The sequence below is a fragment of the Clostridium sp. CM042 genome, from assembly GCF_055080995.1.
In genome coordinates this window covers 3,682,445-3,709,348 of the sequence record NZ_CM143646.1, presented here as the reverse complement: position 1 = coordinate 3,709,348, position 26,904 = coordinate 3,682,445, and the positions used below count along the sequence as shown (strand labels likewise).

Below are 26,904 nucleotides of genomic sequence, written 5' to 3'. Positions count from 1 at the left end.
ACCCACTTGCTAACATTAAGTAATTAATATTAATCACTCATAAAATTACATAATTTTACATAAATTATAATTAATGCTATAATATGTAATAGAGTCTTGAAATAGATAGGAGGGTTTAATATGAAATTATCAAAAAAAATAATGGCAATTACACTTATGTGTACTTCAATTCCATTGTGTTCAAACAATATTGCAGTTAATGCTGCCCAAAACGAAGATGTAAATTCATCTTATGATACAGTACAACCAGCAATAGCTGGGGTAGTACCATCAATATTTTGGAAAGTAGAAATAACAAATAACTCAGGAGCAACTGTTTATAGTAATCCAGGTGAAGGAAATAAAGTAAAAACATTAAAAAAAGGTGTCAAAGTAGATTACGCTGGGGAAACTAGAGAAGTAAATGGTTATAAGTGGTATAAAATATCAGACGGTTGGGTGTGTGAACGTTTTGCAAAATTATTTTTTCAAATTGGTTATAATTCTATTAAATAAAAGATTTTTTATATTAGGCTGAGAATGTAATATGATTTTATGCACACTTATAGGTGGGACGCCAACATAAGTGTAAAAACCGGTAACTTGATGGAAATTAATCCATTAGATACCGGTTTTTTTATTATTTCATATTTTCATACTCTTTAACTCTTCGATAAAAAGTGTTGTTTTTTAGGTTTAAATCTCCATTGCTTTTTTAGCTGTTATTTTTCTATCTTTCCATTGAGTATAAATAATTTCAAAGTTATCACCAGCATTTATTTTTTTCTTCCAAATTTCACTCCATTATCAAGAGCAATTTTTATACCTTCTTTTTGGCGTTCTCTTGTTCTTGTTCTTTCATTTTCGGCCATATAGCTTAAAAGTTGCAATATAATATCTGATATGAGGTTTTCTAAACCATTCGTATTTTTATATTTTGTTGTATCTAAAAGGGGCCTATCTAGAACTACTAGGGGTAGTGTATAGGAAAAAGGTATTGAAATATTTTTGCTTTATTTGATAAGCAAACACGAATTTATTTTAATATGCATTACTAAAGTATTACATAATTAATTGAGGTTTAATAATAGTTAAGATAGGATTTAATAAATTAAATGTTACTGAGCAATTAAATTATATAAATAAACTACTTATGAGGGTTAAAACTTAAAGGTATTGACTACGCTAAAATAATAACCTTCAATTAGCCTTCAATCAATGTATACAACGGTGTCGAAACTTATAGTCAAATATAAAACATTTGCATTTGTAGTATACTCCAAACGAATTATTCATAGTTTTTTATTGTTTAATCAAAAAAACACCCCCGTTAAGTAGATAATACACTAGCCTTTTTAACTATATCTACTTAACAAGGTTTAATTTTAAAAATTGTTCCTAGTATAAATATACTTACAAAAAGTAAATATTTTAACATTTACTCTTTGTATTTTCCTATATTCAAACTATACTTGCATTTTAAAAGTATAATTTATTGAAATTTAGAGTATTGCTATTCCTTGTGTGCCAATTTGGGGTAATTTTGTATCTTGATATATCTGTAATAGAACTAAATGTCCATTATTCTCAATTTTAAAAACACTGATTGAACCTTCCATACCATTTAAAACATAAAAGTTTTGCCCATATCTGTCTATTCCACTATCAATTGGACCTCCTGTTCCATTTGGTGTACTTGGTATACTTTCAACAACAGTCAAAGTTCCTCCATGATTAATACGATAGAGAGTTATTGTGCCACTACCAGCGTTAGACGTATAAGCATAATTCCCATTAGGGTTAACTGAAACCCAACAAGTTGCTGTTTGATTATTTAAGACAGAACCACTAATAACATTAAGAATACCATTATTTGTAATGGTATAGGATGATAATGCATTTGGGCCTACTTCACTAACTACCAAAAGATTATTATTGAGATAAACTGAGCCAAAAGGACCTATACCATAAGAAGGATTTACAATTGGACCTTCTAGACACCCATTGCACTTTACTTCATAAACACTAAGATTATTGGTTATATTTTCGCTTACAACAAGTTTATCATGGCAAAGACTTGAAGCAATACATCTTGATTGAGCATTATCGGAACTCAATGATCTTTGAGAACCATTTATAATACTAAGGTGTCCATCTTTTTTAATATGAAAACCAGTAACATTGGCAACGGATTGAGGAGGGTTACCGGAATTAGTTACATAAAGATTGTGGTTATTTATAGTTAAGCTATTAGGAAAAATACCACCAGATGGTACTACATCTACAAGAGTAAGGTCGTGCTGACGCACGCGAAAACTACTTATACTATTACTACCAGCGTTAACCACAAAGAGAAAACTACCATCACTTGATAAAGCAATTGACCCTTGAGATCCTAGGGGATCTGTTTGTTGTAAGCCTGTCCCATTTCCTCCTGTTCTATAAACTTTTGGGGAAGATAGCGTTCCTATGCTATCGCGCATAAAAGCAATAACACTGTTATTAAATTCATTGGTCATAGAAAATACCATGCTAATGGAATTATCTTCATTACAATTCATTTAAATCTCCTTTAAAATATTGAATTAAGGTTAAATTTATAATTTAACCTTAATTTATTATATGTATCATTCATAAAATAGTGCTCTTTATTTTAACTGCACAGGCAAATGCAGAAGCTATAGCTACACAAGAACCAACAATAGGTATGACTGCTGATGCAGTTAGAAAAGGTACATGGGGAAACCCCCAAAGTATTAATAAGACTACGACAGCCGATGGATCGACTGAGCAATGGGTTTATGCTAATAACAGGTATTTATATTTTGACAACAACGGAATATTAACAGATATACAGACTTAAATATTTGGAAATCTGTATATCTGTTAGGAGTTTATATTGTAATTTAAATTTATAAAGAAGATATAAGTTAGAACGTATAAAAAAAGATTTAATGAAAAAACTATAGTTTGTTGCGACACTTTTGTATTAAAGTGTTCGTTTGAAATCAATGTATTAAATGAACTAATTATATGTATATTTACCACCGTATAATGCCACTTTGAAGGCTATTAGTTCGCGTTCGTCTGCCGTATACTCCAAATGAACACTTTATTTATTCCATTAATATCAAAAACTTAAAATTTATAGAAATAAGCTGCTTTTGTTAAAGCAACTTATTGGATCTATGTCAATATCTTAGACATAAAAAATCGAACTTTTTATGAAGCCTTTTTAGCCAAATCTTAATCACTAAATGCACTGGGGATAACTATTAGTTTAAAAAGAACACAAAGATTGATGAAAAAATTGGGGATAAGATCTTTAATAGTAAAAAAATATAGACCAACTTCATCTAAAAATAAAATAATAGAGCAGGAAAACATTTTAAAAAGAGATTTTACAGCTACTACAGTTAATGAAAAGTGGGTAACAGATATCACTTACATCCATACTATTAAAGATGGATGGTGCTATTTAGCATCAGTCATGGATCTTTATAGCAGAAAAATAATAGGTCATGCTATGTCTAAATTCATTGATACTACATTAACCCTACAGGCTGTTAAAAATGGTATACAGCTACAAAGACCAACTAAGCCTCTAATACTTCATAGCGATTTGGGATGCCAATATACAAGCTCCGCTTTTAAAGAATATTAACTATTGTCATAAATTAAGCTTGATAAATTATCTTGATAAGGTACTTTTAAATCTTGATTAAAACTATATACCCATTTAGCAGATAGCTCCAAAGCCCTTCTTGTAAGTATTGCACAAGTAGCTGGGCTTATTAATATACTCTTTTCAGCTTCAATACACGCTGGTGTAAAACCTTTAAAATTCTCCTTACCACTTAAAAAGTTAAAATTCCCCAACCCAAACTCCCCCATTTATAAATAATTTACATGTTTTTATTTATTCTAATTCCTTTGCCACAAATTTTTCCCATCTCTAAAATAAACTTTTCAAGGTCAGAAAGTATTGCATTTTCAATATCTTTTTCAGAATATGTATCCTTCAATTCTAAAAAATCTAACACATAAGGATCTCTAAAAAACAACTCTGTCGTCATCTTGTTTTTCTCACTTAACTGCTTTAAGTCATTAACAATTGTTAGTTCTGGCTATTTAGATATTGCAGTTCTTTCGTAGAGCATAGAGTTTATTCTATCTGTTAAAGTTCTTACGCTCCAACGTTCATTATTACACATAGTTATGTAAAACTCTTTCTTTAAGTCATTTTCTATTGTTATCAGCTTCAACAAATGTGACCAAGTCAATTTTACAGACAGTGTCTGTAAAATTTCAAACTCTTGAATTGATTCATATAATTTAACCATATTGAATAAATTAGCCTGACTATATCCCTTACCATATTCATTTGTTAATTCCTTACTCATCTCTTCATTAACAATTGGCATTGCACTTATATTTCATAACTTTTAATTCAAAATATTCTTATATTGTAAACCATCAAGAGCAGAAATTTCTGCTCTTTTATTAGTTCATTTAAGGGTATATACCAACATGTCAGGTTATCTATACTAACTCACCTGGATAAATTACCGAACAATAGTGTAGTCAAAAACAAATGTTTTTCTTTACATACATATGTTCTATTTTTTGTACAAAAACGAACTTTATAAATATGTATAAATAAAATAAAGAGCGCTCAACCTCAAAATTGAATGCTCTTTATTATACCTAACTCATATTCTAAATTTCCTCTTAAATCTCTATTTAATTTTATTTATAACTTTTTAAACATTTCTAAAAACTAATAAAATGATTTATGTTAAATAGCTTGTTTAATAGGAGCCGATACCTTACTTTCTGATTCCATCATTTCTTTGTAATTGAAAAACATATTGCCAAATATTGCAACTATACTTCCCGAAACTATCCCATCGTCAAGCACAAACTTAAGTACATAAGGAAGTTGATCAAAGGTTCCTGGTGCAAGTTTAGAGCTAAGACCTACTGCTAATGCTAAAGCAACAGTTAACATATTACCTGTTTTGTTAAAGTCTACATCCGATAATATTTTAATACCAGCTACTGCTACCATACCAAACATAGCTAATGTTGCACCACCAAGTACAGCATGCGGGATAATTGTTGCAAGGGCAGCAACCTTTGGAATAACTCCAAGAAATATTAGAATTATACCTAAGCACACTGTAACATAACGACTTTTAATACCAGATAGTGCAACAAGTCCAACATTTTGAGAAAAAGTACTGTATGGGAAGGAATTAAAAATACCACCAAAGATTTGAGCTATTCCTTCTCCACGAAGACCACTTACTATTTCATCTCTTTTTAAATCTTTTTCACAAATTTTTGCTACGCCAAGAAACACTCCAACGGCTTCAATCATTAATATAAGTGATATTAAACACATTGTAATAATTGGCCCAATTTCAAATTTAGGAAGTCCAAAGTAAAATGGAGTTACAACTTTAAACCATCCTGCATTTGTTACATTAGTAACATCAACCATTCCCATAAAAGAAGCCAAGATTGTACCAAAATCAAACCTAACAATACCGAAGTTGCTTGCATAAACCCTTTGAAATATCTATTAATAATAAAAATAAATATTAGTACAATATCTGCAACAATGCAATTTTTGATATAAAAGATCAGTTTGATTAGTATTAATATTAATCACTCCTATATATTCACAAAATAAGTTCTTATTTTTCTTTTTTAAGCATTTCCATAACTATCTTTTCTGCTGTTATTGGTAGTGTTCTTATATACACTCCTGTTGCATTATATACAGCACTCGCTAATGACGGTGACGGAGTATTGATTACAATTTCCCCTATTGATTTAGCACCAAAAGGACCCGTTGGCTCATAACTACTTTCAAATTCTACTCTTATATTTCCTACATCAAGGCGAGTTGGAATTTTATATTGCATGAATGAATTATTTCTCATTCTCCCCTTTTCATCGTATGAAATTTCTTCATATAGAGCCATTCCTATACCTTGTGCAATTCCACCTTCTGCTTGAATTCTTGCAAGATTTGGATTGATTACAGTTCCACAGTCAACAACTGAAACATAATCAATAATATCCACCTTACCAGTTAATTTATCTATTTCAATTTCAACAATTCCAACCATAAACGGTGGTGGTGAAACCTTTGAGTAATGTGATTCACAAGCTGTTATAGTCTTACTTCTACCGAGTAAGCTTTTGTTAGCTAATTCTACTAATGTCATGCTCTTATCATCCTTTAAAGAGAATATCCTTTGTCCGAAAAACTCTACATTCTCAATTGGACATTCTAATAATTTAGCGCCTTCTTCAATCATTAGTGCCTTTAACTTTTCACAAGTCTTTATTACAGCTCCACCTGTGATATAAGTTGTACTTGACGCATAAGAACCTGTATCATATGGAGATTGGTCCGTATCAACTCCATGAACAACAATATTGTCTACATTGCAATCTAAACAATCTGCTGCCATTTGAGCTAGGATTGTATCACAACCAGTCCCCATATCAGCTGCACCTATCATTAATGTATAGAACCCATCATCATTTAATTTTATTTCAACTGATGCTGTATCTATGTCAGATATACCAGAACCTTGCATAGCCATAGAAACTCCAACTGACCTAACCTTACCGTTACCCATATCCCTACATGGATATTTATTATCCCAATCTATCATTTCCTTAGCTCTAGCTAAACATTTATCTAATGTACAACTATTAACTGTTTCATTATAATAAGCTGGCATTATTTGACCCTCGGCTACCATATTCATTTCTCTTATTTTAATTGGATCCATGTTAAGCTTAGCTGCTAATTCATTAACTGCACTTTCTAAAGCAAATAATCCTTGAGTTGCTCCATATCCTCTAAAAGCTCCACCACCCATAGTGTTTGAATATACAACATCATATTCAAATTTATAAGCATTGGCACCATTGTATAATGGCATTGATTTATGTCCTGTTAATCCTACTGTTGTTGGTCCATGTTCACCATAAGCTCCAGCATTAGATAATGTATACATATCGATAGCTTTTATAATACCCTTGTCATCAGCACCCAACCGCACCTTAATTTCCATTTCATGTCTAGGACTTCCTGAAGTCATACTCTCTTTGCGAGTGTAAATCATCTTAGCTGGTTTTCCTGTTTTCATAGTTACAATAGCAGGAAAAACTTCACATACAACACTTTGCTTAGCACCAAATCCTCCACCGATTCTTGGTTTAATAACTCTAACCCTTGATTTTGGTATTTCAAGTGCAGTAGCTAAAATACGTCTTACGTGGAATGGGACTTGTGTTGAACTTGTAATATTTAATCTTCCATAAACATCCATCTCAGTAAAAGTTCTGAATGTTTCCATCATAGCTTGGCTATTAGCCTTAGTATGATATGTTTGCTCTATTACATGATCACATTTACTTAATTCGCCGTAAACATCACCAAATATAAAATCTCCAGTTGAACAAAGATTTCTCTTAGCGTCTGTTCCAACTTCACACAATGATTTAAAGTCTTCTTCAGGATGAACTAAAATTTTATTATCCTTAGCTTCTCTGAAATTTAATAGTGCTTCTAAAACTTCATATTTAACTTTAATTAACTTTAATGCTCTATCTACACATTTGCCATCCGTTCCAGCAACTATTGCAACGGGATCGCCAACACATCTAATTCTTTTATCTAAAATTAATCTATCATAAGGACTTGGCTCCGGATAAGACTGCCCAGCCATAGTAAATCTAGACCTAGGCATATCTTCATATGTTAAAATACATTCAATACCTGGCACAATGCTCGCTATAGTTATATTAATTTCTTCTATTAATGCATGTGCATGCGGACTTCTAAGTACCTTTACTATTAAACAGTTACTTGGTGCTATATCATCTGTATATACAGGTTTACCAGTTACAAGTGCCATAGCATCTTTTTTTCTTATTCCCTTACTTACTAATTTCATTTCTTAGTCCCCCTTTGCAGCTTCTAAATATTTCTTAATTGCTCTTAACTGGCCCATATATCCTGTACAACGGCATAAGTTTCCGCACAAATATTGCTTAATTTCAAGCTCTGTTGGATTAACTAATTCTTTCTTCATAGCTAATACATTCATAATAAATCCAGGGCTACAGAAACCACATTGCTCTGCTCCTTCATCTGCCATAAATCCACCAAACTCTTCTGCTTTTTCCTTCATACCTTCAATAGTTGTTACGTGCAATCCATTTGCTTTCATTACAAGAGTACTACATGATAAAATAGGTTTTCCTTCTAAATGTACAGTGCATAAACCACAGTTTGCAGTTTCGCAGCCCCTTTTTACACTGTAAAATCCCTTACTTCTTAAATAATCGATTAATAATGTATCTACTTGTACATCGCCTTCAAATACTTTATTATTTATCCATAATTTAACTTGCATGAGTACCTCCCATAATTTCTTCTATTCCTCTATTTATAAATACTTTAGCAAGAATTTTTCTATATTCTTTGCTACCTCTCATATTGCTTTGGAATTTCACTTCTTTCATCACATGTTTTACTAAAAAATCAATTTCTTCTTTAGTTGGATTTTCACTAAGCATTGTTTGTGCCTCATTTACTAATATTGCCTTTTGAGGTCTAGCCCCTAATACTATTTTCCAATTATCATCTAACTTTGAAATTGCGACAGTAAGAATCGGAATATCAGTAGCAGTGATTCTCTGTGTTAAATAAGATACTTTTCTTGAATCCTTCCTAATAATAATTCTTACTAAAATATCATTATCATATGACATATCTTTAAAAATTGATAATGGAATAATTCCGCCATTATATAACTCTACATAAGTGTCTAATGCTAATAAAGATGTTAAAATATCTGAAAACCCAAATCGAGAATAAATACTTCCTCCGATAGTTGCACAATTTCTGAATTGTACTCCTACTATATGTACTAAAGATCTTGATATAGCGCCATTAAAATAAGAGTTTAATGCTTGATTAACTTCCATATCTCTTAATGTACACATACATCCTATTTTAAAACGCTCTTCATCTTCTTCAATCTTATCTAATCCTAATTTTGATAGATCAATAGCTGTTTGAATGTTACGTTCACCCATCTTAAGCCAAGCAATACCACCTATTACAACATTGTTCTTCTTTTGATTTAGCTCATATGCTTGTGCTAAATCTTCGGCTACCACATAATTTTTAATTGTAAACAATTTTTCCCCTCCTAAATCTAAATTATTCTAAAGTTAGTATTCAAGCAATTTAAAACAATGTATACAAATAATTTTTACTAATAAATTTTTTCTACTTATTTCTTATTTTAATTATATTTAGGCCGCCCTCGTCCTCCATTTTTTTGCATTAGTGAACATTGTATTACTTTTTTATAATAATGTTCGCCTTTTCAGATTAATTCTACCACATATATAACCTTTTTTCTGCATTTTTCTATTATTTTTTCAATGAAAAAAGACTATGTATTAATACATAGTCTCAGAGTGCTTATAAATATAAAATTCAAATGTTAAAATATTCTAATGTCACCATTTTGTGTACTAAAAAATACTTAATCAACATATTTTATTTAAAGGAGGTTAACTTATCTCCTAGGGAGCTGAAATGTCGTTAAATCATCTCCTGCGGAGCTGCATTTACGACTTCAGAAGGCGATTTATACTCCCACTGAAGTTTTATTTTTACTATAGTATGGAACCTCCCTTATAGAAATGGGTGACTTCCCTTCTGAACTGTCGTTAAAGGATGTGGTTATTTGAGTATTAATAGAAGGAAATGTATTTTACTCGTAATGTGTGTGTTTTTTTCTTTAAGTCTCTTCGGCTGTAAATACAATTTTGATAAAAGCATTTTTATAAAAAGCAAACCAAACAATTATTACTACACCAAGCTATTAATGAAAGATTTATCTCTAGAAAAGCCTACTGAGAATTATGCTCTATATATGAATTTTTATAAAAAGAAGGATTTTTCCAAGGAGGACTTATCTACATTCGCCAAGTTTTTTAATTCATTAGATAATGATAGCTTCATAGATAAACCAGCGAACTTACCAGATAAACCAATATATAAGATATTTTTAACCTTTAGCAAAAATAAATATATGATAAATGTCTATAACGAAAAATTTATTTCCATATATCCCTGGGATGGCTCCTACAAAATGGATTACATTGACATAAGTAAAATGTACAAAGCCTATAATCTTTATGGATTATGCAAATACCTTATACCTAAATAAGGTATAAGGTATTTATCTGATTATGTCGTTAAAGATGCCTTGATTTCAATTATAGATTTATTCAAAATTGGATGCATGACATAAGGTGCTATATCACACATTGGTTCTAAAACAAACATCCTCTCCTGCATTCTTGGATGAGGCAATATTATTTCATCTAAAGAACTAATAATATCATCATACAGTAATACATCCAAATCTACTGTTCTAGGACCCCATCTTATAACTCTTTCCCTTTTTAATTCTTTTTCTATAGATAGCAGGAATCTTACAAGCTCTAATGGATTTAAAAGTGTTTTTACTTCAATAGCACAATTTAAGAAATCATCTTGCTCTAGATATCCTACTGGCCTCGTTTCATAAAATTTTGATGTTTTTGTTATTTGGGTATGATAAGAATTGTTTATAAGCTCTAATGACTCTTTCACATTTTTCTCTTTGTCCCCCATATTTCCACCTACACCAATATACGCTGTATGCCATTTTCTATCTATTTCTACCGCTGCATATTGAAGTGGTTTTCCAATAGGTGCCCAAGGTTTTTTGATTTTAACCTTTACTCTTTGAACTAAATCATATTTTAAAAGTATAAATTCAGCTAATTTTTCTGTAGCTTTCTCTATTAAATCATAACTTTCCTTATTAAATTCTTCCTCAACCAATTGACAAAGCTCACCATAATGAACCGTCTTAGTTAAATCATCAGTGATGCCTGCCTGTCTTAAACTAAGGAAAAGCTCCAATGAAATTAAGAAACGTTGTCCTAATGTTTTTTCCTCTTGGAAGACACCATGGTGGGAGTAAACTTCTAGGTCTTTTATGTATATTTTGTCCATAGTTTCATCTCCTTTGTATATCTCGTGTTTTCTTAACTTCTACATATAGCATCTGTCATAACGCAAACCCTTTTATTCTCTAATACATCATGTACCCTTATAAATTCGCAGCCCTTCATTATCCCAATAGTCGTAGTTGCAAGTGTTCCCTCAAGCCTATCACTTGCAGGTAAGTCTAGTGCAAGTCCTATCATGGATTTTCTTGAGGTTCCAAGGAGTACAGGATATCCTAAGCTATTTAGCTTTTCTAGATTATTCATAGTTTTTAAATTATCTTCATAACTTTTTGCAAAACCAATGCCTGGATCCAAAATAATATTTTCTTTTTTAACTCCTGCTTTTAGTGCAATTTGAATACTTTCTTCCAAATCATTTAGCATATCTGAAGCTAAGTTAGTATAATTTTTATTATCTCTATTGTGCATTAAACAACAAGGCACATTATACTTAGCAGCAACTCTCGAAATATATGCATCCTTCTTAAACCCCCATACATCATTAATCATGTCTGCTCCCGCCTTTACTGCAAGTTCTGCAACTCTGCCTTTATATGTATCCACAGAAATAGGGACGCTTATTTCCTTCTTTAAAGCCTCTATAATAGGCACTACTCTTTTAATTTCTTCTTCCTCCCTTACGCAGTCATGTCCTGGTCTTGTGGATTCGCCACCAATATCAATAATATCTGCCCCGTCAGCAACCATTTTTTTCGCATGATTTATTGCTGAGCTAATATCATTAAATCTTCCACCATCAGAAAAGGAATCAGGAGTAACATTTAAAATCCCCATTATATATGTTCTTTTACCTATTTCAAAATCTTTGTTTCCTATTTTCATAAACTTCCTCCTAAAAAAATTCATTCAACTCTCAACTGTATTTCTAGTATGTTATTTTCAAATTTCTCTTCTCCACCGACCATTTACAACCATCAATAGCATCACAATTAAAACAATTTCTTGAAAGCTTGTCACACTTATATAATACATTACCCAAACTATTCAATTTTTCAGTATTATTTCTATGGCTTCCTATAGCCCCTAGGATCTCATCTATTTCCTTAGCACTATATTTGCACTGCTGCAATATTGTTTTAGCAATTTCCCGGCTAGCTATATTATGAGGTGTACCATTTTCATACTCTTCTCCCCGACCTATATCATGCAAAAGTGCAGTTGTATAAATTATATATTTGGGTATATTCAAAGTATTTTCTAAACTCATTATGTACATAAGTCGTGCCACATCTAAAAAATGCTGCATATCATGCATGCAAAATTTTCTATGTTCTTCGAAGTTTTCTATCTTCCTTAAATTATACGCAAAGCTATGGTTTGCTACAATAAGATTTATCTTATCATTCATTAAATTATTTTCTATAATATCCACCCCTTTAGAGTAGTGCCTTATTCGCTGTAATTTTTTACATATCTATCATAATACCCTTTTATTTCTAGTTGTCTATCATCAAAAACATAAACGATCTCCTACTCTCTTATAATTACTTATATTATATCAAATAATTTGCAGAAAATCATTAGGATTAAAACAAACTTCCAGTTTCTGTTATGACCTTTTAGGTCATAGTAAAAACTGGAAGTTTTGACTTGCTATTATTTTATAAATAATTTAAATATTAACTCTTCCTTTTCTTTATAGCCTTTTATAATTCCTCCATGAAGTTTTGCAATATCCTTCACAATAGACAAACCTAAACCACTACCCTCTTCATGCCTAGACCGGTCCTTTTTATATAATCTTTCAAAAAAACTATTCACTTCTACTTCAGAAACTGTCTCTCTAGGAACATTACTCACAGAAAAAACTCCATAGTTTATATTATTTAGTTCTTCTTTGAAAATCTTAATTTTCACTACAGTATTTATTTTAGAGTATTTTAAAGAATTACTTAGAATATTATTAACTGCCCTACCAATCAAATCAGGATCACCATATATGTAAACAGGCTCCTTTGACAGCTCCACTTCTAGTTTTAATGAGTTCTCATCAAATCCACTTGCTTCATCCTCGAATACCTGTCTTCCCAACTCGTTTAGCTCTAAGTTTTCAAAATTTAATATTATATCCTTTGATGTTAGTTTTGAATATTGAAAAAAGTCCTCCAGCATAGTTCTAAGATATACACCCTTACGTTCTATGATGCTTATATACTTATTCAGTTCTTCCTTAGAATTGTATTTATCCTTCTTAAGAATATCAATATACCCAAGTATGGTTGTCAGAGGAGTTCGTAAATCATGTGAAATATTGGTGAGAAATTCGCTTCTTTTCCAGTCTTCTTTTTCAAGTTCAGATGCCATAAAGTTAATACCTTCTGCAAGCTCTCTTAATTCGTTGTTATAGTGAATGGGTACCTTATGGGATAAGTTCCCCTCAGCTATAATTTGTACTGATGATTTTATTTTTGAAATATAGGATATCCTCCTCCAAATTAATATTAAAAATATTATTATGAAACCTATTAATGCCCAGAGCAACATCATGCTGTCATCATTTCCATATCCAAGATAAACGTAATATAAGAAATATCCATCCTTTAAATATTCACAGCCAGATAATTTGAACGGCTTTTTATATTTGCTTGGAACGGAATATTCTCTTTTGCCATCTTTTAGCTCATTCTTGTCTATGACTTGTACTCCTTTGCTATTTTGAACTATAACATTACCCCTCTGATCTACTATATAGAAACTGTACCCTTGATTATATGAATATTTATCATTTATAAGTTGCTTTAGCGCTATATTATTACTAAGATTACTGTTTTTCAATTCCTTCTCTAAGCCTGGTATACACTTATCATAAATATTATTTATTCTATAAGTTGAATCTTGATTATAAACGCCTACTCCTTTATCTCTTATTATTGCGGAACTCAAAAATGAAATCACAAAAGCAATTAATGCTATAATAACTAACTCACCCTTAAGCTTAACAATCCTTTTCAACTTTATACCCCATTCCCCAAATAGTTTTTATATACTTACCCACCTTAACCTTATCACCTAATTTATCCCTAAGGTTTCGCATGTGTACAATAACGCTGTTATCATTCTCTAAAAATGTATCCTTCCATATTAGCTCATACAGCACTTTGGTTGAATATACTCGTCCCTTATTTGAAGCTAAAGTGCTTAAAATATCAAATTCCTTAGGGGTTAACATGATTTCTTACCCAAATCTTTGTACTGTATGTTCTAAAAGATTTATTTCTAAATCTTTTATTTTTAAAATGCTATCTATAGGCACATTACTATCTGATGTTCTTTTTAATATCGAAAGAACTCTTAATGATAATTCTGTAAAGTCAAAGGGCTTAACTACATAGTCATCGCATCCCTTAGTAAATCCCTTTATTTTGTCCATTTGTTCACCTTTAGCAGTTAACAGAATTACAGGGGTATCACAAAACTCTCTCATTTTGGCTAGCATTGCATAACCATCCATTTTAGGCATCATAATATCTAGTAATATCAGGGAAAAGGTCTTATTTTTACTAATTCTTAAACCTTCCTCTCCATCACAGGCGTAATCAATTTCATAACCTTCTCTAGAAAAATAATTACCTAACATTTCTCTTATATCTAAATCATCATCCACAATTAATATATTATTCTGCATTTTACCACCTATCTTTAAGTTTTTTCTTAATTATACCATTTTAGTTCTCTCTTAAAAACTCATAAGAATTATATTTTATCATAGTGATAAACGGATAGATGAAGGTAGCAACGGTGAGAGTTAGGCTACAAAGTAATAATACAATCAAGTCCCATAAAGAATATACTGCATTAATCCCTAGTAGCTTAAAAAACAACTTTGAAGCCGAAACATAGAAGCCATAAGACAGAACACACGACACTATGATAAGTATGCTTCCTTTAAAGATGTAAACTTTTGATATAAAACCTTTTCCTAGGCCTAAAGCTCTTATTACTGTTTCTTCTTTTCTTTCTTCTAGAAACGTAATATTCAAAAGATTAATATTAAAAATTAATGATGCAAACACTACCATAAAAGAAAGTGCTTTAAATATATTAAGAAATTTTCCTATATATGTTGAAATAGCGCTACCTAGAATATCAATTGATATAACAGGACTGTCCCCCAGTTTATCCATCCATTTAGTGCTGTCAGCCTTAATATAAAATTGAGGGCTGTTGCTGTATCCACGATAAGGCAGTAGAATGCACATACTATCTATAATTGAATTATCATAAACGCCCTTTATTTTTATATTTACTGTTTTATCTTGATAAGATATGTGAAGTATATCTCCAACCTTCAACTTATTTTTCTTTTGGTACTCAGAAGTAATCAAGCACCCGTCTTCTCCGTCAAAAAGTTTTTCACCTTCCACCATTTTAAACTCCAGCTTGTAATCTTCCTTTTTTATTTCTTTAAAGGCAATTAATTTTAGTTTAATATTATTGTTTAGGACTTTACCTGTTGAATTATAATTTTTAATATACCCTTCAACCCCATTTTCTTTTATAAGAATATTTTCCAGATTTAAGTTTTCTTTATTTGACAAAATATAGTTATATGGCAGCGCTGTAGCTAAAGATTTATTCATGCTATTTTTAACATTGTTGTTTAGATTTAAGGTGATCATGATAAATACTAGAGTAATAGAAAAACTTACAATAAGCAAAATAAATGTTAAAAAGTTTTTCTTCATATTTTTAAAGGAATACATTAATAATTGACTTCTGTAATTAATCGAAGAAAAAATCTTCATCAATACTGCGCTTGCAATCAAAAATATTAAAATGATACATATTATACCTAATGATGTTGCAAAATTTACAGAACTTCCTATATAAACCGAGTATATGAATAACATTACAGGTATTAATAATATGAGGTAAATAAACATACGCTTTTTTACTATCCCATTCTTTTCTCCATTTTCTCTTAGAAGCCACAAACCTTTAAAATCATCTATTATTAATAAAGGTATATTTGAAAACATCTCAAAGAATAGTGTATTTAGAATAATTCCTTTTGAAAATATCCGAAATTCTTCTATAAAACTTATACTTTGAGGAATATAATTCATTTTTAATATGAAATTGGATATTACAATAGTGGTTAAAACAGATAAGATTACGGGCAATAAAACTATAATAGATAATTCCATTCTTAGAGCATTTTTTATATCCTTATTTCTCAAGGATACAAGCTTCATAATAGATATATCTCTTTTTCGTCTTATTATGAGCATAATTGAGGTAGTTATTATTACTATTGAAGATAGTATATACCCCATAGTGGTCAATATTCCAAAAGAAGCAAGTTGTACATCTGTCTCACTTTTAAGCGTTCGCTCTTTATCCTTTATTGAACTATACATATATCCATCTTCCTTAGACTTTATACGCTGCTTCAAATTTTCTCCATCAGTATTTCCTTTGATATAAATTAAATTACCCTCACTGCCACTGACACTTTCACTTATTTTTCCGTAACCAATTATTGTTTCATCATTAGTTACCCCTTTAGGAATTGCTTCTATTTCTTTAACAGTATAGGCTTTTGTTCCCCCATCAGTTTTTATATTAATTTTATCTCCGATTTTAACATCAAGATTCTTTGCCATAGATGAACCCAAAATTATTTCATCCTTTTTAATGTTTTGCTCACCTAATATCAAATTAGCGTAAAATTTACTGCTTTTACTGTTTTGAAAAAAGGCAGGAGTAGTTTTTTTATAAGTAACCTTGTAACCCTCTTTTTTTAATATACTTATTTCTTCATTAAAATCTTTAGATTCATAAAATGACTTTATAAATAAATCGCCACCGTTAGCCTCCATGATACTTTTCTTGTTGTACTCATTCATATTTGCGCAAAGAATAGGAACGGTAATAGATAAAGTTGTGGTAAGCAATATAGAGAGCATTGTGAATAATAAAATCAGCTTTTCCTTTTTCAAATTTCGCATATTGTATATTTTAAAAATATTAAGCCAGTTCATTCAAAACACCATCCTCAAGGAAAAACTTTCTATCTCCCAAAGAACCTATTCTTTCATCATGAGTTACTATAGCAAGGCAGCAACCAATTTCCGCTTTAACCCTCATTAAAAGTTCAATAACCCTTTTACCATTTTCAGAATCTAGAGCACCTGTAGGTTCATCACATAGTATGAATCTAGGACTGTTAACAAGTGCTCTCACCACAGCTACTCTTTGGGCTTCTCCACCAGAAAGTGAGGTTGCCTTTGCATTTTTCTTATCTAACAAGCCTACCTTTTTTAATAAAGCTTCACATTTTTCTATTTTCTCTTTTTTACCTTCTTTGCTATCCATAGCTAACAATAAATTTTCTAAAGGTGTCAAACTCGTTATTAAATTAGAATTTTGAAAAATAAGTCCGATATTTTTACGTCTTAATACCTCTATTTCTTTTTCTTTCTTACCACTGACAACCTTATTGTCAAAATAGATTTCACCAGTACTTGAAGTTTCAAGCATGGACAAAATATATAGAAGTGTAGACTTTCCACCTCCTGAAGGACCCATTATAGTAATAAAATCCCCTTCCTCGATTGTCAGGTCTATGTTTTTTAGCACCTCCTGCTCCATATTTTCCTGTTTATATTTTTTGTTTACAGCTTTTAATTGAATCATATAAGTACCCTCCAAATTTTTATAATTATAATCAAGTTACATTTACAATTATAAAATATGAAATGTATGAACTTTATGTTTTAAAAATAAGTAAATTATAAAGATTAGGTATACAAGTGCAAATAAAAAGAACCTAACATTTACTAAATATCCAATAATAATTATTATTTATTACAATTTCCTTTTAATATTCGCCAATATTGGTTAAAATGATATTAGGCACATAAAAATAAATAGACCCGTATACTGTCTTGTTATTTAATTGAATGTGACTTATGTTAAACTTTAAATTTGAGGTGATTATATGTACAATCGAGGTGATTTCCATCTTCATACAAATGCATCTGATGGAAAACTAAGTCCTAAAGAACTAATTCATGAAGCTTCTTTAAATGGTTTGGATATTATTGCAATAACAGATCATGACACTACTTTAAATGTTGAGGAAGGAATTAGAGAAGGTATAATTGAAAATATAAGGGTAATCCCTGGTATAGAGTTATCTACTATTCATAATAACGAAAGCATCCATATATTGGGTTATTTTAAAGATGATAAGTATAAAGATGTTGATTTTCAAAATTTCTTAAAGGATATAGATGATTTCAGAACATTAAGAGCTAAAAAAATAGTGGAAAATTTAGATACGTTTTTTAAAATAAAACTAGACTACCAAAAAGTTTTAGAAGAAGCTAAAGGGGTAATAGCTAGACCTCATATAGCTAAAGCTATAATTGATGCGGGTTATAAATATGATTGGAAATATATATTTGATAATTTCCTTTCAAACGATAGCCCTGCATATGTACACATTAAGAGAATTTCAACAGCCGATGGCATAACCATATTAAAAAAAGTTAATGCATTAGTTGTACTTGCACACCCTGTTCTAATTAAAAAATCAACTATAGATGAAATGTTAAGTTTTGATTTTGACGGTATTGAAGCAGTTTACCCAATAAATACAAAAAAGCAAAAATCACTTTTAAAATCAAAAGCTAAAGAATACGGTAAATTAATTACTGCAGGTTCAGATTTTCATGGAATTACAACCTCAGATACCAGTCATGGCGTTGTTGGTTCAGTTTTCTTAAGTCATAATGAACTATCTATCTTTGTAAATGCCTTAGAATAAAAAATAAGAGTTCATCAGTATGAACTTTCTCCTGCGTGACTACAAATAAGAGCTTGAAATTTCAATGTTTCTGCTCTTCTTATTTGGAGTCACTTCCGGAAAACGTTCATACTGCTATTTATATCTATCATCTAATGAAGATCTCTTGTGCGACCGTAGAACGAAATCGAAGGCTAAAGAAAAAAAAGCATATATTACGTAAAGTGCATTCGAACAAGCATTAGTAATTCTTAGATTATTTTATGAAAGATACGTTAAGAAAAGTACATGTTTGAACGCTCGCGAGTTTGTACTTTTTAGTATCTTTCAGTAAAATCAACTTAGAATTACTCTGCGAAGTAAGATGCAATTGTAGTAATATATGCTTTTTTCTTTATATTTCTGTTAAGAAAGCTTCATAAGCTCTAAAAGCTTCATATATATCTGCTTTACTTGCAATTTCCCATGGTGCATGCATGTTATGAAGAGCAACCCCTGAATCAATAACCTGCATACCAAACCCAGCTAGTATGTAAGCTATTGTACCACCGCCGCCTTGGTCCACTTTTCCAAGCTCTGATGTTTGCCATGAAATATTATTTTTTTCCATTATGGTTCTAAGCTGCGCAATAAATTCTGGATTTGCATCGTTACATCCACCTTTTCCGCGAGCTCCAGTATATTTGTTTAAAACTATACCTTTTCCAAAATATGCAGAATTACGTTTTTCCATAACCGAAGGAAAGTTTGGATCATATGCTGCACTTACGTCTGATGATAACATTTTTGAATTTGCTAATGCTCTTCTTACTTTTAAATCACTATATTCTCCCATTAAATTAACAACTTCAGCTACTGTGTTTTCAAAGAATTTTGATTGCATTCCCGTTGCACCAATGCTTCCAACTTCCTCTTTATCCACAAGTAAAACAATACAAGTTTTGTCTGTTTCCTTAATGTTCATTAATGCTTCATAAGAAGTGTACGCACACACTCTATCATCTTGTCCATAAGCCATAATCATACTGCTATCTAGTCCATAGTTTCTAGCGCGTCCTGCAGGTACTACTTCTAATTCTGATGATACAAAATCTTCTTCATCTATATCATATTTATCATTTAAAAGTTTTAATATATTTAACTTAACCCTGTTTTTTGCATCCTTATCTTCTACTGGTATACTTCCCATAAATACGTTTAAATCTTCACCTTCGATACCTTTGTCTAAAGTCTTTTTCAATTGATCTGCTGATAAGTGAATTAAAAGATCTGAAATTCCAACTACTGGTTCTTTTTCATCTTCTCCTATTACTACATTTATTACTGTGCCATCCTTCTTAACAATAACACCATGGATAGCTAAAGGCAACGTAACCCATTGATACTTCTTAATTCCACCATAGTAATGCGTTTTAGCTAATGCTAAATCTGAATCCTCATATAATGGATTTTGTTTTAAATCCAGTCTTGGTGAGTCCACGTGAGCACCTAAAATTTTAAAACCCTTTTCAATAGGCTCAGACCCAATTAAAAACAATGCTAAAGTTTTTCCCATACTGCTAGCGTAAACTTTATCACCGGCTTTTAATTTAGTACCTTCATTTACATAAGTATCAATGTTTTTATAACCGTTTTTTTCGGCTAATGTAACAAACTCTGTAACGCATTCTCTTTCAGTTTTGCATTTTGACATGAAATCTATATACTTGTCAGATAATACAAATACCTTTTTAAGATCACTTTGAGTGTATTTATCCCAAGCTACTTCATATTTTTTTTCTAAACTTTTAATATCAGACATGTTTATCCCCTCCCTACTATAAATACTTTATACATTTACTATTTTACTAAATATTTCCTCAAATTACAAACGCAAAAACCTCCAAAAAAAACCATTATATGTACTGCCGGTCCTATTTTTTTATTCATTATGAGCTTTAGTTACTTCCTCTATTCTCATATTTATGGTTTCAACAGGAGTTATCTTAGAATTTAAACTATATCTATAATTAGCTGCTGCTGCTTCAATAATCACTGCTATATTTCTACCTGGCCTAATTGGCAATGTTATTTTTCTTACAGGCACATTTAAAATATCCATAAATTCATTATCTATACCAAGCCTATCATATTCTTCATTCTCATTCCACTGAGTAAGGGAGATCAATAAACTAATAGTCTTAGTGTTTAGAACTGAACTCATACCATATATTGCTGGAATATCTATTATTCCCATACCTCTTACCTCCAGCATTCCTGAGGTTATGTATGGACAACTCCCGAGTAATATACCATCAATTTCTTTAATGTCAACTGCATCGTCTGCAATCAGCCTATGACCTCTCTTTATAAGTTCTAACGCACATTCACTCTTACCTATCCCACTTTCTCCACTTAATAACATGCCTATACCATAAACATCTACTAGAACACCATGAAGTCTAGTTTCTGGAGCTAACTTAGTATCTACGTAATTTGTAAATTTACTAATAAATCTTGTAGAAATTAATTTTGTTCGTAAAACCCATCGTCCATTTTCCCTTGCCGCATCCATAAGTTCCTTATGAGGTTGCATCTGCCTAGTGACTATAACGCAAGGTATATCTAATTTAAAGTATTTATTTAATCGTTTCTTCCTAAGGTCTTCTTCCATGCAATCTAGAAAACTCCACTCTGCCATACCTATTAATTGAACTCGATTATTATCGAAATACTGGTAAAAACCTGCAATTTGAAGCCCTGGTCTATTAATATCACTAACATTAATTAAGTTACCCTTTTTTCCTTCTACTAAAACCTCTAACTTAAAATTCTCTATTAATTCCTCTATAGTAACAGCCATTAAAACTCCCCCATTTATACTGATTTTAAAATTTATTGTTTTTAATAATTATATTATACTTTTTTAATTGTATCTAATTGTGCTCTAAAATTTCTTTTAACATTATCAATATATTTTTGTCTTAATTCTTGTTGCTCTACTTTCTCTTCCTCTGTAAGTTGACCTTCTTTGCTTTTCTTATATAGGTAATTTATCCTGTTAGTTAATTCATCAATATTCATAATATCACTCCTAGACTATTTTTAATTTTTTTATTATACCAATATATTTTATTCATAAATAGTATAAATCAAACATATTCTGATTTTACAATTATAACACAAGAAAATTAAGACTTTTTTCGTCATTTACATATTGTTCCAAGTAAGTTTTTTCAACATCTTCACGGTTTTTTTTGTTATATTTTACCATTATATAGCTATTTTTTTTAACAAATTATAGTATATTTTGTATTTTTTTATATTTTAATGACTAACTAAAAATTTAACATAGATTGAATAATATGTTATCATATATTTATTCCACAAAAACAAAATAAAGCGAAGAGGTGTTGATGTATGAATATTAAGTTGAAAATTATAGAGAAAGAATTAGAATCATTAAGAACAATATTACATTTTTTACTGAATTTCAAAAAACCTACAGATAAAATAGTTATATCATGCAGTCAGCAATTGGATGAAGTTATAATTAAATATCAGAAATTTCAAGCCACTTCGGAAAAAGTGGCTTGATAAATCCACTTTTAAGTATAAATATGAAATTAGATATCTAATTCAATTAAAATATCATCAATTTCAATATTTACATCTTCACCATAAAAAACTACCGCGAATTCATTAAATTCATATGCATCTTCTGATATATCACAACCAATAAATTCATATTCAATTTCCATTTCCTCAGCGCATTCTTCCATGATATCTTCCACATTATCTGCTGAAATATCACTTAAATAAGGCAAAAAAAATTCTTCATACCACTCTTCTTCATTTTGCTTAAAATCGCCTTCTTCATTTGCATAAGATGTAGCAGCTTCAATTTCTACTTCATCATAATAATATTTAAATTTCAGAGCTATAGTGCCCTTTTTATATTGAATTTCAACTATGTCACTTAAATCATTCTTATTTAAAAAATTTATTATATTTTGCTTATTCAAATATATCTCCTCCATACATCATTTTTAAATTATTTACTGTGATCTAATTCTTATCCGAATTATAAATACATTTTTTTATAAAAATTTTTATAATAGTATTTAATATTCCGGTCATTATATTCTTTGCATTTGAAATATTTTTAATTCTTTATAAAAAAAAAGAAAAATTTCACTAATCAAGTGAGATTTTCTTTTATTTACTATAATAAACATTATAGTCTAAGTCTCCCTAGTAACTTATTAATTCAAGAGTTGTAAATACTCCTCCACAAACTTATCAGCTTGCTCAAATTCCTTGCTGTCTGGGACGAATTTAAATTTAAGTCCTTCCTCGACTACTTTAAATTTTAAAGATTTTAGCCTTTGTGTAAGCATAGGAACTCCTTCACCACTCCATCCATATGATCCGAAAGCTGCTGCGACTTTACCTCTATTTGTTATTGGACATACAAGAGACAGAACGTCCCAAGCAGGCTTTACAGCATCTTGATTGATAGTTGGAGAACCAATCATAATACCGGAGGCTTTTTCAATTAATGATACAATATCACTTAAATTCATAGATGTTATTTCATGAACTTCAGCCTTTATGCCCTTTTCATTAATTTTGTTAGCTATATATTTTGCCATAGCCTCAGTATTATGATAAGCGGATATATATAATATTTGAATATTTTTTTCTTTTATATCGTAAGTTTTAGCCCACTTTCTATAAAGGTCTACATACATTTTAATATCATCTACATGTACAGGGCCATGGCTCGGTGCTACCATATCTAATTCTAAATCTTTTATTTTATCTAATCCCATATTAACAAATTTCTTAAATGGTCCCATTATAACATCAAAATAATATTTCATTTCGTCGAAATAATCACCTGAGCAAGCATCTGTTATACAATTAACTGGTGAATAATGACAACCCATTACATCACAAGTAAACAATATTTTTTCTTCCTTAGCATATGTAAACATTGTATCAGGCCAATGTAAATTTGGTGCTGAAATAAATTGTAACGTGTTTTTACCTAAGCAAATCTCTCCTACTGCTGGCCTACTATTAAATTCTTTGTTAATAATTTCTTTTAAATAGGTTATAGCCGGTTTTGAAGCTAAAACAACAGCCTCTGGATAAACTTCTAAGAGCTTACCTAAAGAACCACTATGGTCGAGTTCTGTATGTTGAACAATTATGTAATCAACTTTTCTTTCTCCAATAACACCTTTTATTTTACCTAAAAACCCTTCAAAGAAACCATTTTTAACACAATCTATTATAGCAACTTTCTCATCATCTATTAAATATGAATTATATGTAGTTCCTTTCTTTGTTTCCATTATAATATCAAATACCTCGAGCTTAGGATCGTTTACCCCAACCCAACAAATATTATCTTTTAACTTTGTTGTTTCCATTCTCAAAATCCTCCTTTAGTTCTCTTAGTATCTAACAATTATTAATTGTTAGATACCCTCTAAACCTATATGATTTTAATTATCTTATATATAATATATTTTACCACATTTATCAAACCCATTCAACTAATAATAGTTATTAGTTAGCCTATCTTTTATATATATGAAATTACATATGCTTTATAGTTTGTCACTTAAATATAAAAATATTCTATAATGCATCTTGAAAAATAAAATAATTCTTTAATAATAAAGATACTGCGTCATATACTTTAATATCACGAACTTTAAGGAGGGGTCTATGAATATTTTAATAACTGGTGCAAAAGGTAATATTGGAACTTATCTTTGTAGCGCCTTGTCGAAATCACATACTATATATGGATTAGATAAAACTGAACTTAACATAACTGATAAAATAACTACCGAGAAAACTCTGAATGAATTAAAGCCTGACGCTGTAATTCATACTGCGGGCATAACAAATAAATATATTTGTGAGTACAATGAATCTTTAGCCTATGATGTAAACACTGTAGGAACTTTAAACATTGCTAATTGTTGTAATTCACTTAATATCCCCCTAGTATACCTATCTAGCACAGATGTATACGGTGATATTAATACAACACCCTACAGTGAAGTTGATGAATGTACTCCAATAAATGCCTATAGCAAAAGTAAATTAGGTGGAGAAGAATTAATACAAACTATTTGTGAAAAATATTTTATTGTCCGCACCTCAAATATATTTGGTGGCAATGATTGTTTTGTGAGAAAGCTCGTAAATGGCAAACATACAGCAATTTATCTATTTTCCGATCCCACCCTTTCCGTAACTTATATTAAAGATTTAACTATAGTCCTTCAGAGGCTATTAGAAACTGATAAATATGGAATATATAACTATACCAATGAAGGTTGTTTATCAAAATCAATGCTAATAAATAGTATAATAGAATTTAGTAATCTCAATGTTCCGTTAGTTGTGAATTCAGATAAGCTTTTGTCCAATCTCATTAAAGAACCTAAATATACCTGTGTAAATAATTCACATATAAAACAGTCTCTCGGTATTGAAATTGCGCCTTGGGATGATAGACTTAAAGATTATATTAATAAATGCCTTAAATTATAAAAAAAGCATGCCTTATGATTTTAATAATCACAGGCATGCTCTTATGCAAAATTATTCCGTTGTTACTTCGTACATTTCTTCAGCTCTAGACATATATAATACTCCATCTAGATGATCAATCTCATGACAGAAGGCCCTTGCCAGTAATCCTGAAGCTTCATAAGTTACTGGTTTACCCTTAATATTAATTCCTACAACTGTAACGTTTGTAGGTCTAGAAACTTCACCTTCATATCCTAAATAGCTTAAACAGCCCTCATAATCCTTTTCATTTCCAGATTGTGCTGTTATTTTAGGATTTATAATTATTATTGGTTCATCACCTTCTTCTTCTCCTAAATCAATTAGAACAACTCTTTTTAAGATACCTATTTGAGGCGCAGCAAGGCCAATTCCAGTTCCCTCATAAAGCGTATCCATCATATCGTCAATTGTGTTTAATATCTTCCTATCTATTTTTCCTACCTTATCACAAATCATATTAAGACGTTTGTCCCCATATTGTAAAATTTCTCTAACTGCCATATTCATTCTCCTTTTCCTTATGTTAGCGTCATTTCAGAAGGAAAGTCCCACCACTTCTACGATTGGGTGTGAACTACCCTAGCAAAAATAAAGTTTCAGCGGAAGTCTAAATCTCCTTCTGAAGTCGCTTATATTACATCACCGAAGGTGATGTGTTATTTTATTTAATAGCAATAATTTTAATTTCATACATTTTATATTCTATTCCAAATAACAGTATACATCAACTTAAATTTTCATAAAAAAAATTAAGGCGTTATAAAACCACCTTAATTCTACCTTATTTATGTGCTAATTCTTTTTGCATCTGCTAATTCTTGAGCTTTCTCCATCATACTTTTAACCTTCATAAGTCTAGTTAAAGCTCCACGCTCATTTTCCTCAAGCTTCATTCTTATAAACTTTATAGTTTCATTAAGTTGAGGTATAGTCATGTATTCAAGCGCATTAACCGTTCTTCTAGTTTTTTCAATCTCATCTGCCATTAGCTGACAAGATTTTTCTACCTCTGCAAGTTCTAAAAGTTCGGGAAGCGCTAGATACAACTTTTCTATAGCTCCATCAAGATCTGCTGAGGTGCTGGCAAATCCGTATGGATATATGCTTCCTGGATCATCTTCTAATTTTCTTTTAAACTTCATTATAGGAACATTAACACTCATAAGATTTTTTGTCTCAACTTCAACAGAAATTTTCTCTTTTGGATATGCAATTGCTTCCTCTAGAAATTCTGATGACATTAAGGCACTTGCCATAACAAAATCCTTAAAAGAGTTCTGTAATTCTTCTTCAACTTTCGCTCGTAGTTCATTGTTATGTTTTATAAGATCAATGAATCTTCTCATAAGTTCATCTTGCTTATCCTTTAATAACTTATGACCACGAGTAGCTGTACCTAATTTTTTTTTAAGTTTAGTAAGTTCCATTCTGGTTGGGTTTACATTTAACTTTGCCAC

General features: G+C 30.5%; 26 protein-coding genes and 3 pseudogenes. 7 read left to right on the top strand and 22 right to left on the bottom strand.

Features of this window, described 5'->3' with window-relative positions; genetic code table 11:
- Nucleotides 1–120 precede the first annotated feature (120 nt).
- Nucleotides 121–495 (top strand): SLAP domain-containing protein, encoded by a 375-nt coding sequence (locus ACWJJ7_RS17615; RefSeq protein WP_462963244.1) that lies wholly within the window; start codon nucleotides 121–123, stop codon nucleotides 493–495.
- 986 nt (nucleotides 496–1,481) lie between these two features.
- Here ACWJJ7_RS17615 and ACWJJ7_RS17610 read toward each other — a convergent pair.
- Nucleotides 1,482–2,540: a lactonase family protein gene (locus tag ACWJJ7_RS17610; RefSeq protein ID WP_462963243.1), complete on the bottom strand. Its 1,059-nt coding sequence runs from the start codon at nucleotides 2,538–2,540 to the stop codon at nucleotides 1,482–1,484.
- 80 nt (nucleotides 2,541–2,620) lie between these two features.
- On the opposite strand from ACWJJ7_RS17610, the gene ACWJJ7_RS17605 reads away from it, so the two are divergent.
- Both ACWJJ7_RS17605 and ACWJJ7_RS17600 read left to right on the top strand, forming a co-directional pair.
- The gene (locus tag ACWJJ7_RS17605; RefSeq protein ID WP_462963242.1) at nucleotides 2,621–2,842 is read left to right on the top strand and encodes a hypothetical protein; all 222 of its coding nucleotides are present in this window, start codon (nucleotides 2,621–2,623) and stop codon (nucleotides 2,840–2,842) included.
- Nucleotides 2,843–3,358: 516 nt separating this feature from the next.
- A pseudogene (locus tag ACWJJ7_RS17600) lies at nucleotides 3,359–3,634 on the top strand (DDE-type integrase/transposase/recombinase); the annotation flags it as partial.
- A gap of 8 nt (nucleotides 3,635–3,642) precedes the next feature.
- Here the strand turns inward: ACWJJ7_RS17600 and ACWJJ7_RS17595 are convergent.
- The 7 genes and pseudogenes from ACWJJ7_RS17595 to ACWJJ7_RS17565 form a co-directional block, all read right to left on the bottom strand.
- A pseudogene (locus ACWJJ7_RS17595) lies at nucleotides 3,643–3,873 on the bottom strand (hypothetical protein); the annotation flags it as partial.
- Between the two features lie 11 nt (nucleotides 3,874–3,884).
- Nucleotides 3,885–4,055, bottom strand: coding sequence for a PDDEXK nuclease domain-containing protein (locus tag ACWJJ7_RS17590; RefSeq protein ID WP_462963241.1), 171 nt, complete (start codon nucleotides 4,053–4,055; stop codon nucleotides 3,885–3,887).
- 51 nt (nucleotides 4,056–4,106) lie between these two features.
- The gene (locus ACWJJ7_RS17585) at nucleotides 4,107–4,403 is read right to left on the bottom strand and encodes a DUF1016 N-terminal domain-containing protein (protein ID WP_462963240.1); all 297 of its coding nucleotides are present in this window, start codon (nucleotides 4,401–4,403) and stop codon (nucleotides 4,107–4,109) included.
- Between the two features lie 374 nt (nucleotides 4,404–4,777).
- On the bottom strand, nucleotides 4,778–5,506 hold the full coding sequence (locus ACWJJ7_RS17580) for a solute carrier family 23 protein (protein WP_462965037.1): 729 nt from the start codon (nucleotides 5,504–5,506) through the stop codon (nucleotides 4,778–4,780).
- 175 nt (nucleotides 5,507–5,681) lie between these two features.
- A complete protein-coding gene (locus ACWJJ7_RS17575) occupies nucleotides 5,682–7,964 on the bottom strand; it encodes a xanthine dehydrogenase family protein molybdopterin-binding subunit (protein WP_462963239.1) in 2,283 nt (760 codons plus the stop codon).
- A gap of 3 nt (nucleotides 7,965–7,967) precedes the next feature.
- Nucleotides 7,968–8,426 carry a (2Fe-2S)-binding protein gene (locus ACWJJ7_RS17570; protein WP_462963238.1) on the bottom strand — a complete coding sequence of 153 codons (459 nt, stop codon included), beginning with the start codon at nucleotides 8,424–8,426 and terminating at the stop codon, nucleotides 7,968–7,970.
- On the bottom strand, nucleotides 8,416–9,216 hold the full coding sequence (locus ACWJJ7_RS17565; RefSeq protein WP_462963237.1) for an FAD binding domain-containing protein: 801 nt from the start codon (nucleotides 9,214–9,216) through the stop codon (nucleotides 8,416–8,418). The genes ACWJJ7_RS17570 and ACWJJ7_RS17565 overlap by 11 nt, the downstream gene beginning before the upstream one ends.
- 593 nt (nucleotides 9,217–9,809) lie before the next feature.
- On the opposite strand from ACWJJ7_RS17565, the gene ACWJJ7_RS17560 reads away from it, so the two are divergent.
- Nucleotides 9,810–10,259 (top strand): DUF4883 family protein, encoded by a 450-nt coding sequence (locus ACWJJ7_RS17560; RefSeq protein ID WP_462965036.1) that lies wholly within the window; start codon nucleotides 9,810–9,812, stop codon nucleotides 10,257–10,259.
- Nucleotides 10,260–10,279: 20 nt separating this feature from the next.
- Here the strand turns inward: ACWJJ7_RS17560 and folK are convergent, their stop codons facing one another.
- The 7 genes and pseudogenes from folK to ACWJJ7_RS17525 form a co-directional block, all read right to left on the bottom strand.
- The gene (gene folK, locus ACWJJ7_RS17555; protein WP_462963236.1) at nucleotides 10,280–11,095 is read right to left on the bottom strand and encodes a 2-amino-4-hydroxy-6-hydroxymethyldihydropteridine diphosphokinase; all 816 of its coding nucleotides are present in this window, start codon (nucleotides 11,093–11,095) and stop codon (nucleotides 10,280–10,282) included.
- A gap of 32 nt (nucleotides 11,096–11,127) precedes the next feature.
- On the bottom strand, nucleotides 11,128–11,934 hold the full coding sequence (folP, locus tag ACWJJ7_RS17550; protein ID WP_462963235.1) for a dihydropteroate synthase: 807 nt from the start codon (nucleotides 11,932–11,934) through the stop codon (nucleotides 11,128–11,130).
- A gap of 43 nt (nucleotides 11,935–11,977) precedes the next feature.
- Nucleotides 11,978–12,460 (bottom strand): HD domain-containing protein, encoded by a 483-nt coding sequence (locus tag ACWJJ7_RS17545; RefSeq protein ID WP_462963234.1) that lies wholly within the window; start codon nucleotides 12,458–12,460, stop codon nucleotides 11,978–11,980.
- A 248-nt stretch (nucleotides 12,461–12,708) separates the two neighbouring features.
- Nucleotides 12,709–14,064, bottom strand: a complete 1,356-nt coding sequence (locus ACWJJ7_RS17540) for a HAMP domain-containing sensor histidine kinase (protein ID WP_462963233.1) — start codon at nucleotides 14,062–14,064, stop codon at nucleotides 12,709–12,711.
- Nucleotides 14,048–14,737: pseudogene (locus tag ACWJJ7_RS17535) on the bottom strand (response regulator transcription factor). Before ACWJJ7_RS17535 ends, ACWJJ7_RS17540 begins: the two are co-directional and overlap by 17 nt.
- A 40-nt stretch (nucleotides 14,738–14,777) precedes the next feature.
- Nucleotides 14,778–17,096 (bottom strand): ABC transporter permease, encoded by a 2,319-nt coding sequence (locus tag ACWJJ7_RS17530; RefSeq protein WP_462963232.1) that lies wholly within the window; start codon nucleotides 17,094–17,096, stop codon nucleotides 14,778–14,780.
- The gene (locus ACWJJ7_RS17525; RefSeq protein ID WP_462963231.1) at nucleotides 17,083–17,751 is read right to left on the bottom strand and encodes an ABC transporter ATP-binding protein; all 669 of its coding nucleotides are present in this window, start codon (nucleotides 17,749–17,751) and stop codon (nucleotides 17,083–17,085) included. Before ACWJJ7_RS17525 ends, ACWJJ7_RS17530 begins: the two co-directional genes overlap by 14 nt.
- Before the next feature lie 304 nt (nucleotides 17,752–18,055).
- Here ACWJJ7_RS17525 and ACWJJ7_RS17520 point away from each other — a divergent pair, with 304 nt between their 5' ends.
- Nucleotides 18,056–18,886 (top strand): PHP domain-containing protein, encoded by an 831-nt coding sequence (locus ACWJJ7_RS17520; RefSeq protein ID WP_462963230.1) that lies wholly within the window; start codon nucleotides 18,056–18,058, stop codon nucleotides 18,884–18,886.
- 373 nt (nucleotides 18,887–19,259) lie between these two features.
- Here the strand turns inward: ACWJJ7_RS17520 and ACWJJ7_RS17515 are convergent, their stop codons facing one another.
- The 3 genes from ACWJJ7_RS17515 to ACWJJ7_RS17505 all read right to left on the bottom strand — a co-directional run bounded on the left by ACWJJ7_RS17515 (nucleotide 19,260) and on the right by ACWJJ7_RS17505 (nucleotide 21,928).
- Nucleotides 19,260–20,666: an aminopeptidase gene (locus ACWJJ7_RS17515; RefSeq protein WP_462963229.1), complete on the bottom strand. Its 1,407-nt coding sequence runs from the start codon at nucleotides 20,664–20,666 to the stop codon at nucleotides 19,260–19,262.
- Between the two features lie 120 nt (nucleotides 20,667–20,786).
- Nucleotides 20,787–21,707, bottom strand: coding sequence for an HPr(Ser) kinase/phosphatase (gene hprK, locus ACWJJ7_RS17510; protein ID WP_462963228.1), 921 nt, complete (start codon nucleotides 21,705–21,707; stop codon nucleotides 20,787–20,789).
- Nucleotides 21,708–21,760: 53 nt separating this feature from the next.
- The gene (locus ACWJJ7_RS17505) at nucleotides 21,761–21,928 is read right to left on the bottom strand and encodes a DUF896 domain-containing protein (protein WP_462963227.1); all 168 of its coding nucleotides are present in this window, start codon (nucleotides 21,926–21,928) and stop codon (nucleotides 21,761–21,763) included.
- Nucleotides 21,929–22,264: 336 nt separating this feature from the next.
- Between ACWJJ7_RS17505 and ACWJJ7_RS17500 the strand changes: the two genes are divergently transcribed.
- Nucleotides 22,265–22,441, top strand: a complete 177-nt coding sequence (locus tag ACWJJ7_RS17500) for a Spo0E family sporulation regulatory protein-aspartic acid phosphatase (RefSeq protein ID WP_462963226.1) — start codon at nucleotides 22,265–22,267, stop codon at nucleotides 22,439–22,441.
- A gap of 29 nt (nucleotides 22,442–22,470) precedes the next feature.
- Here the strand turns inward: ACWJJ7_RS17500 and ACWJJ7_RS17495 are convergent, their stop codons facing one another.
- Both ACWJJ7_RS17495 and ACWJJ7_RS17490 read right to left on the bottom strand, forming a co-directional pair.
- Complete coding sequence (locus ACWJJ7_RS17495; RefSeq protein ID WP_462963225.1) at nucleotides 22,471–22,869, bottom strand: hypothetical protein; 399 nt, start codon at nucleotides 22,867–22,869, stop codon at nucleotides 22,471–22,473.
- 240 nt (nucleotides 22,870–23,109) lie between these two features.
- A complete protein-coding gene (locus tag ACWJJ7_RS17490; protein WP_462963224.1) occupies nucleotides 23,110–24,285 on the bottom strand; it encodes an FprA family A-type flavoprotein in 1,176 nt (391 codons plus the stop codon).
- A 301-nt stretch (nucleotides 24,286–24,586) separates the two neighbouring features.
- Between ACWJJ7_RS17490 and ACWJJ7_RS17485 the strand changes: the two genes are divergently transcribed.
- Nucleotides 24,587–25,423: an SDR family oxidoreductase gene (locus ACWJJ7_RS17485; protein ID WP_462963223.1), complete on the top strand. Its 837-nt coding sequence runs from the start codon at nucleotides 24,587–24,589 to the stop codon at nucleotides 25,421–25,423.
- A 51-nt stretch (nucleotides 25,424–25,474) separates the two neighbouring features.
- Here the strand turns inward: ACWJJ7_RS17485 and def are convergent, their stop codons facing one another.
- Nucleotides 25,475–25,948 carry a peptide deformylase gene (gene def / locus ACWJJ7_RS17480; protein WP_462963222.1) on the bottom strand — a complete coding sequence of 158 codons (474 nt, stop codon included), beginning with the start codon at nucleotides 25,946–25,948 and terminating at the stop codon, nucleotides 25,475–25,477.
- Between the two features lie 284 nt (nucleotides 25,949–26,232).
- The gene (locus ACWJJ7_RS17475; RefSeq protein WP_462963221.1) at nucleotides 26,233–26,904 is read right to left on the bottom strand and encodes a V-type ATP synthase subunit D; all 672 of its coding nucleotides are present in this window, start codon (nucleotides 26,902–26,904) and stop codon (nucleotides 26,233–26,235) included.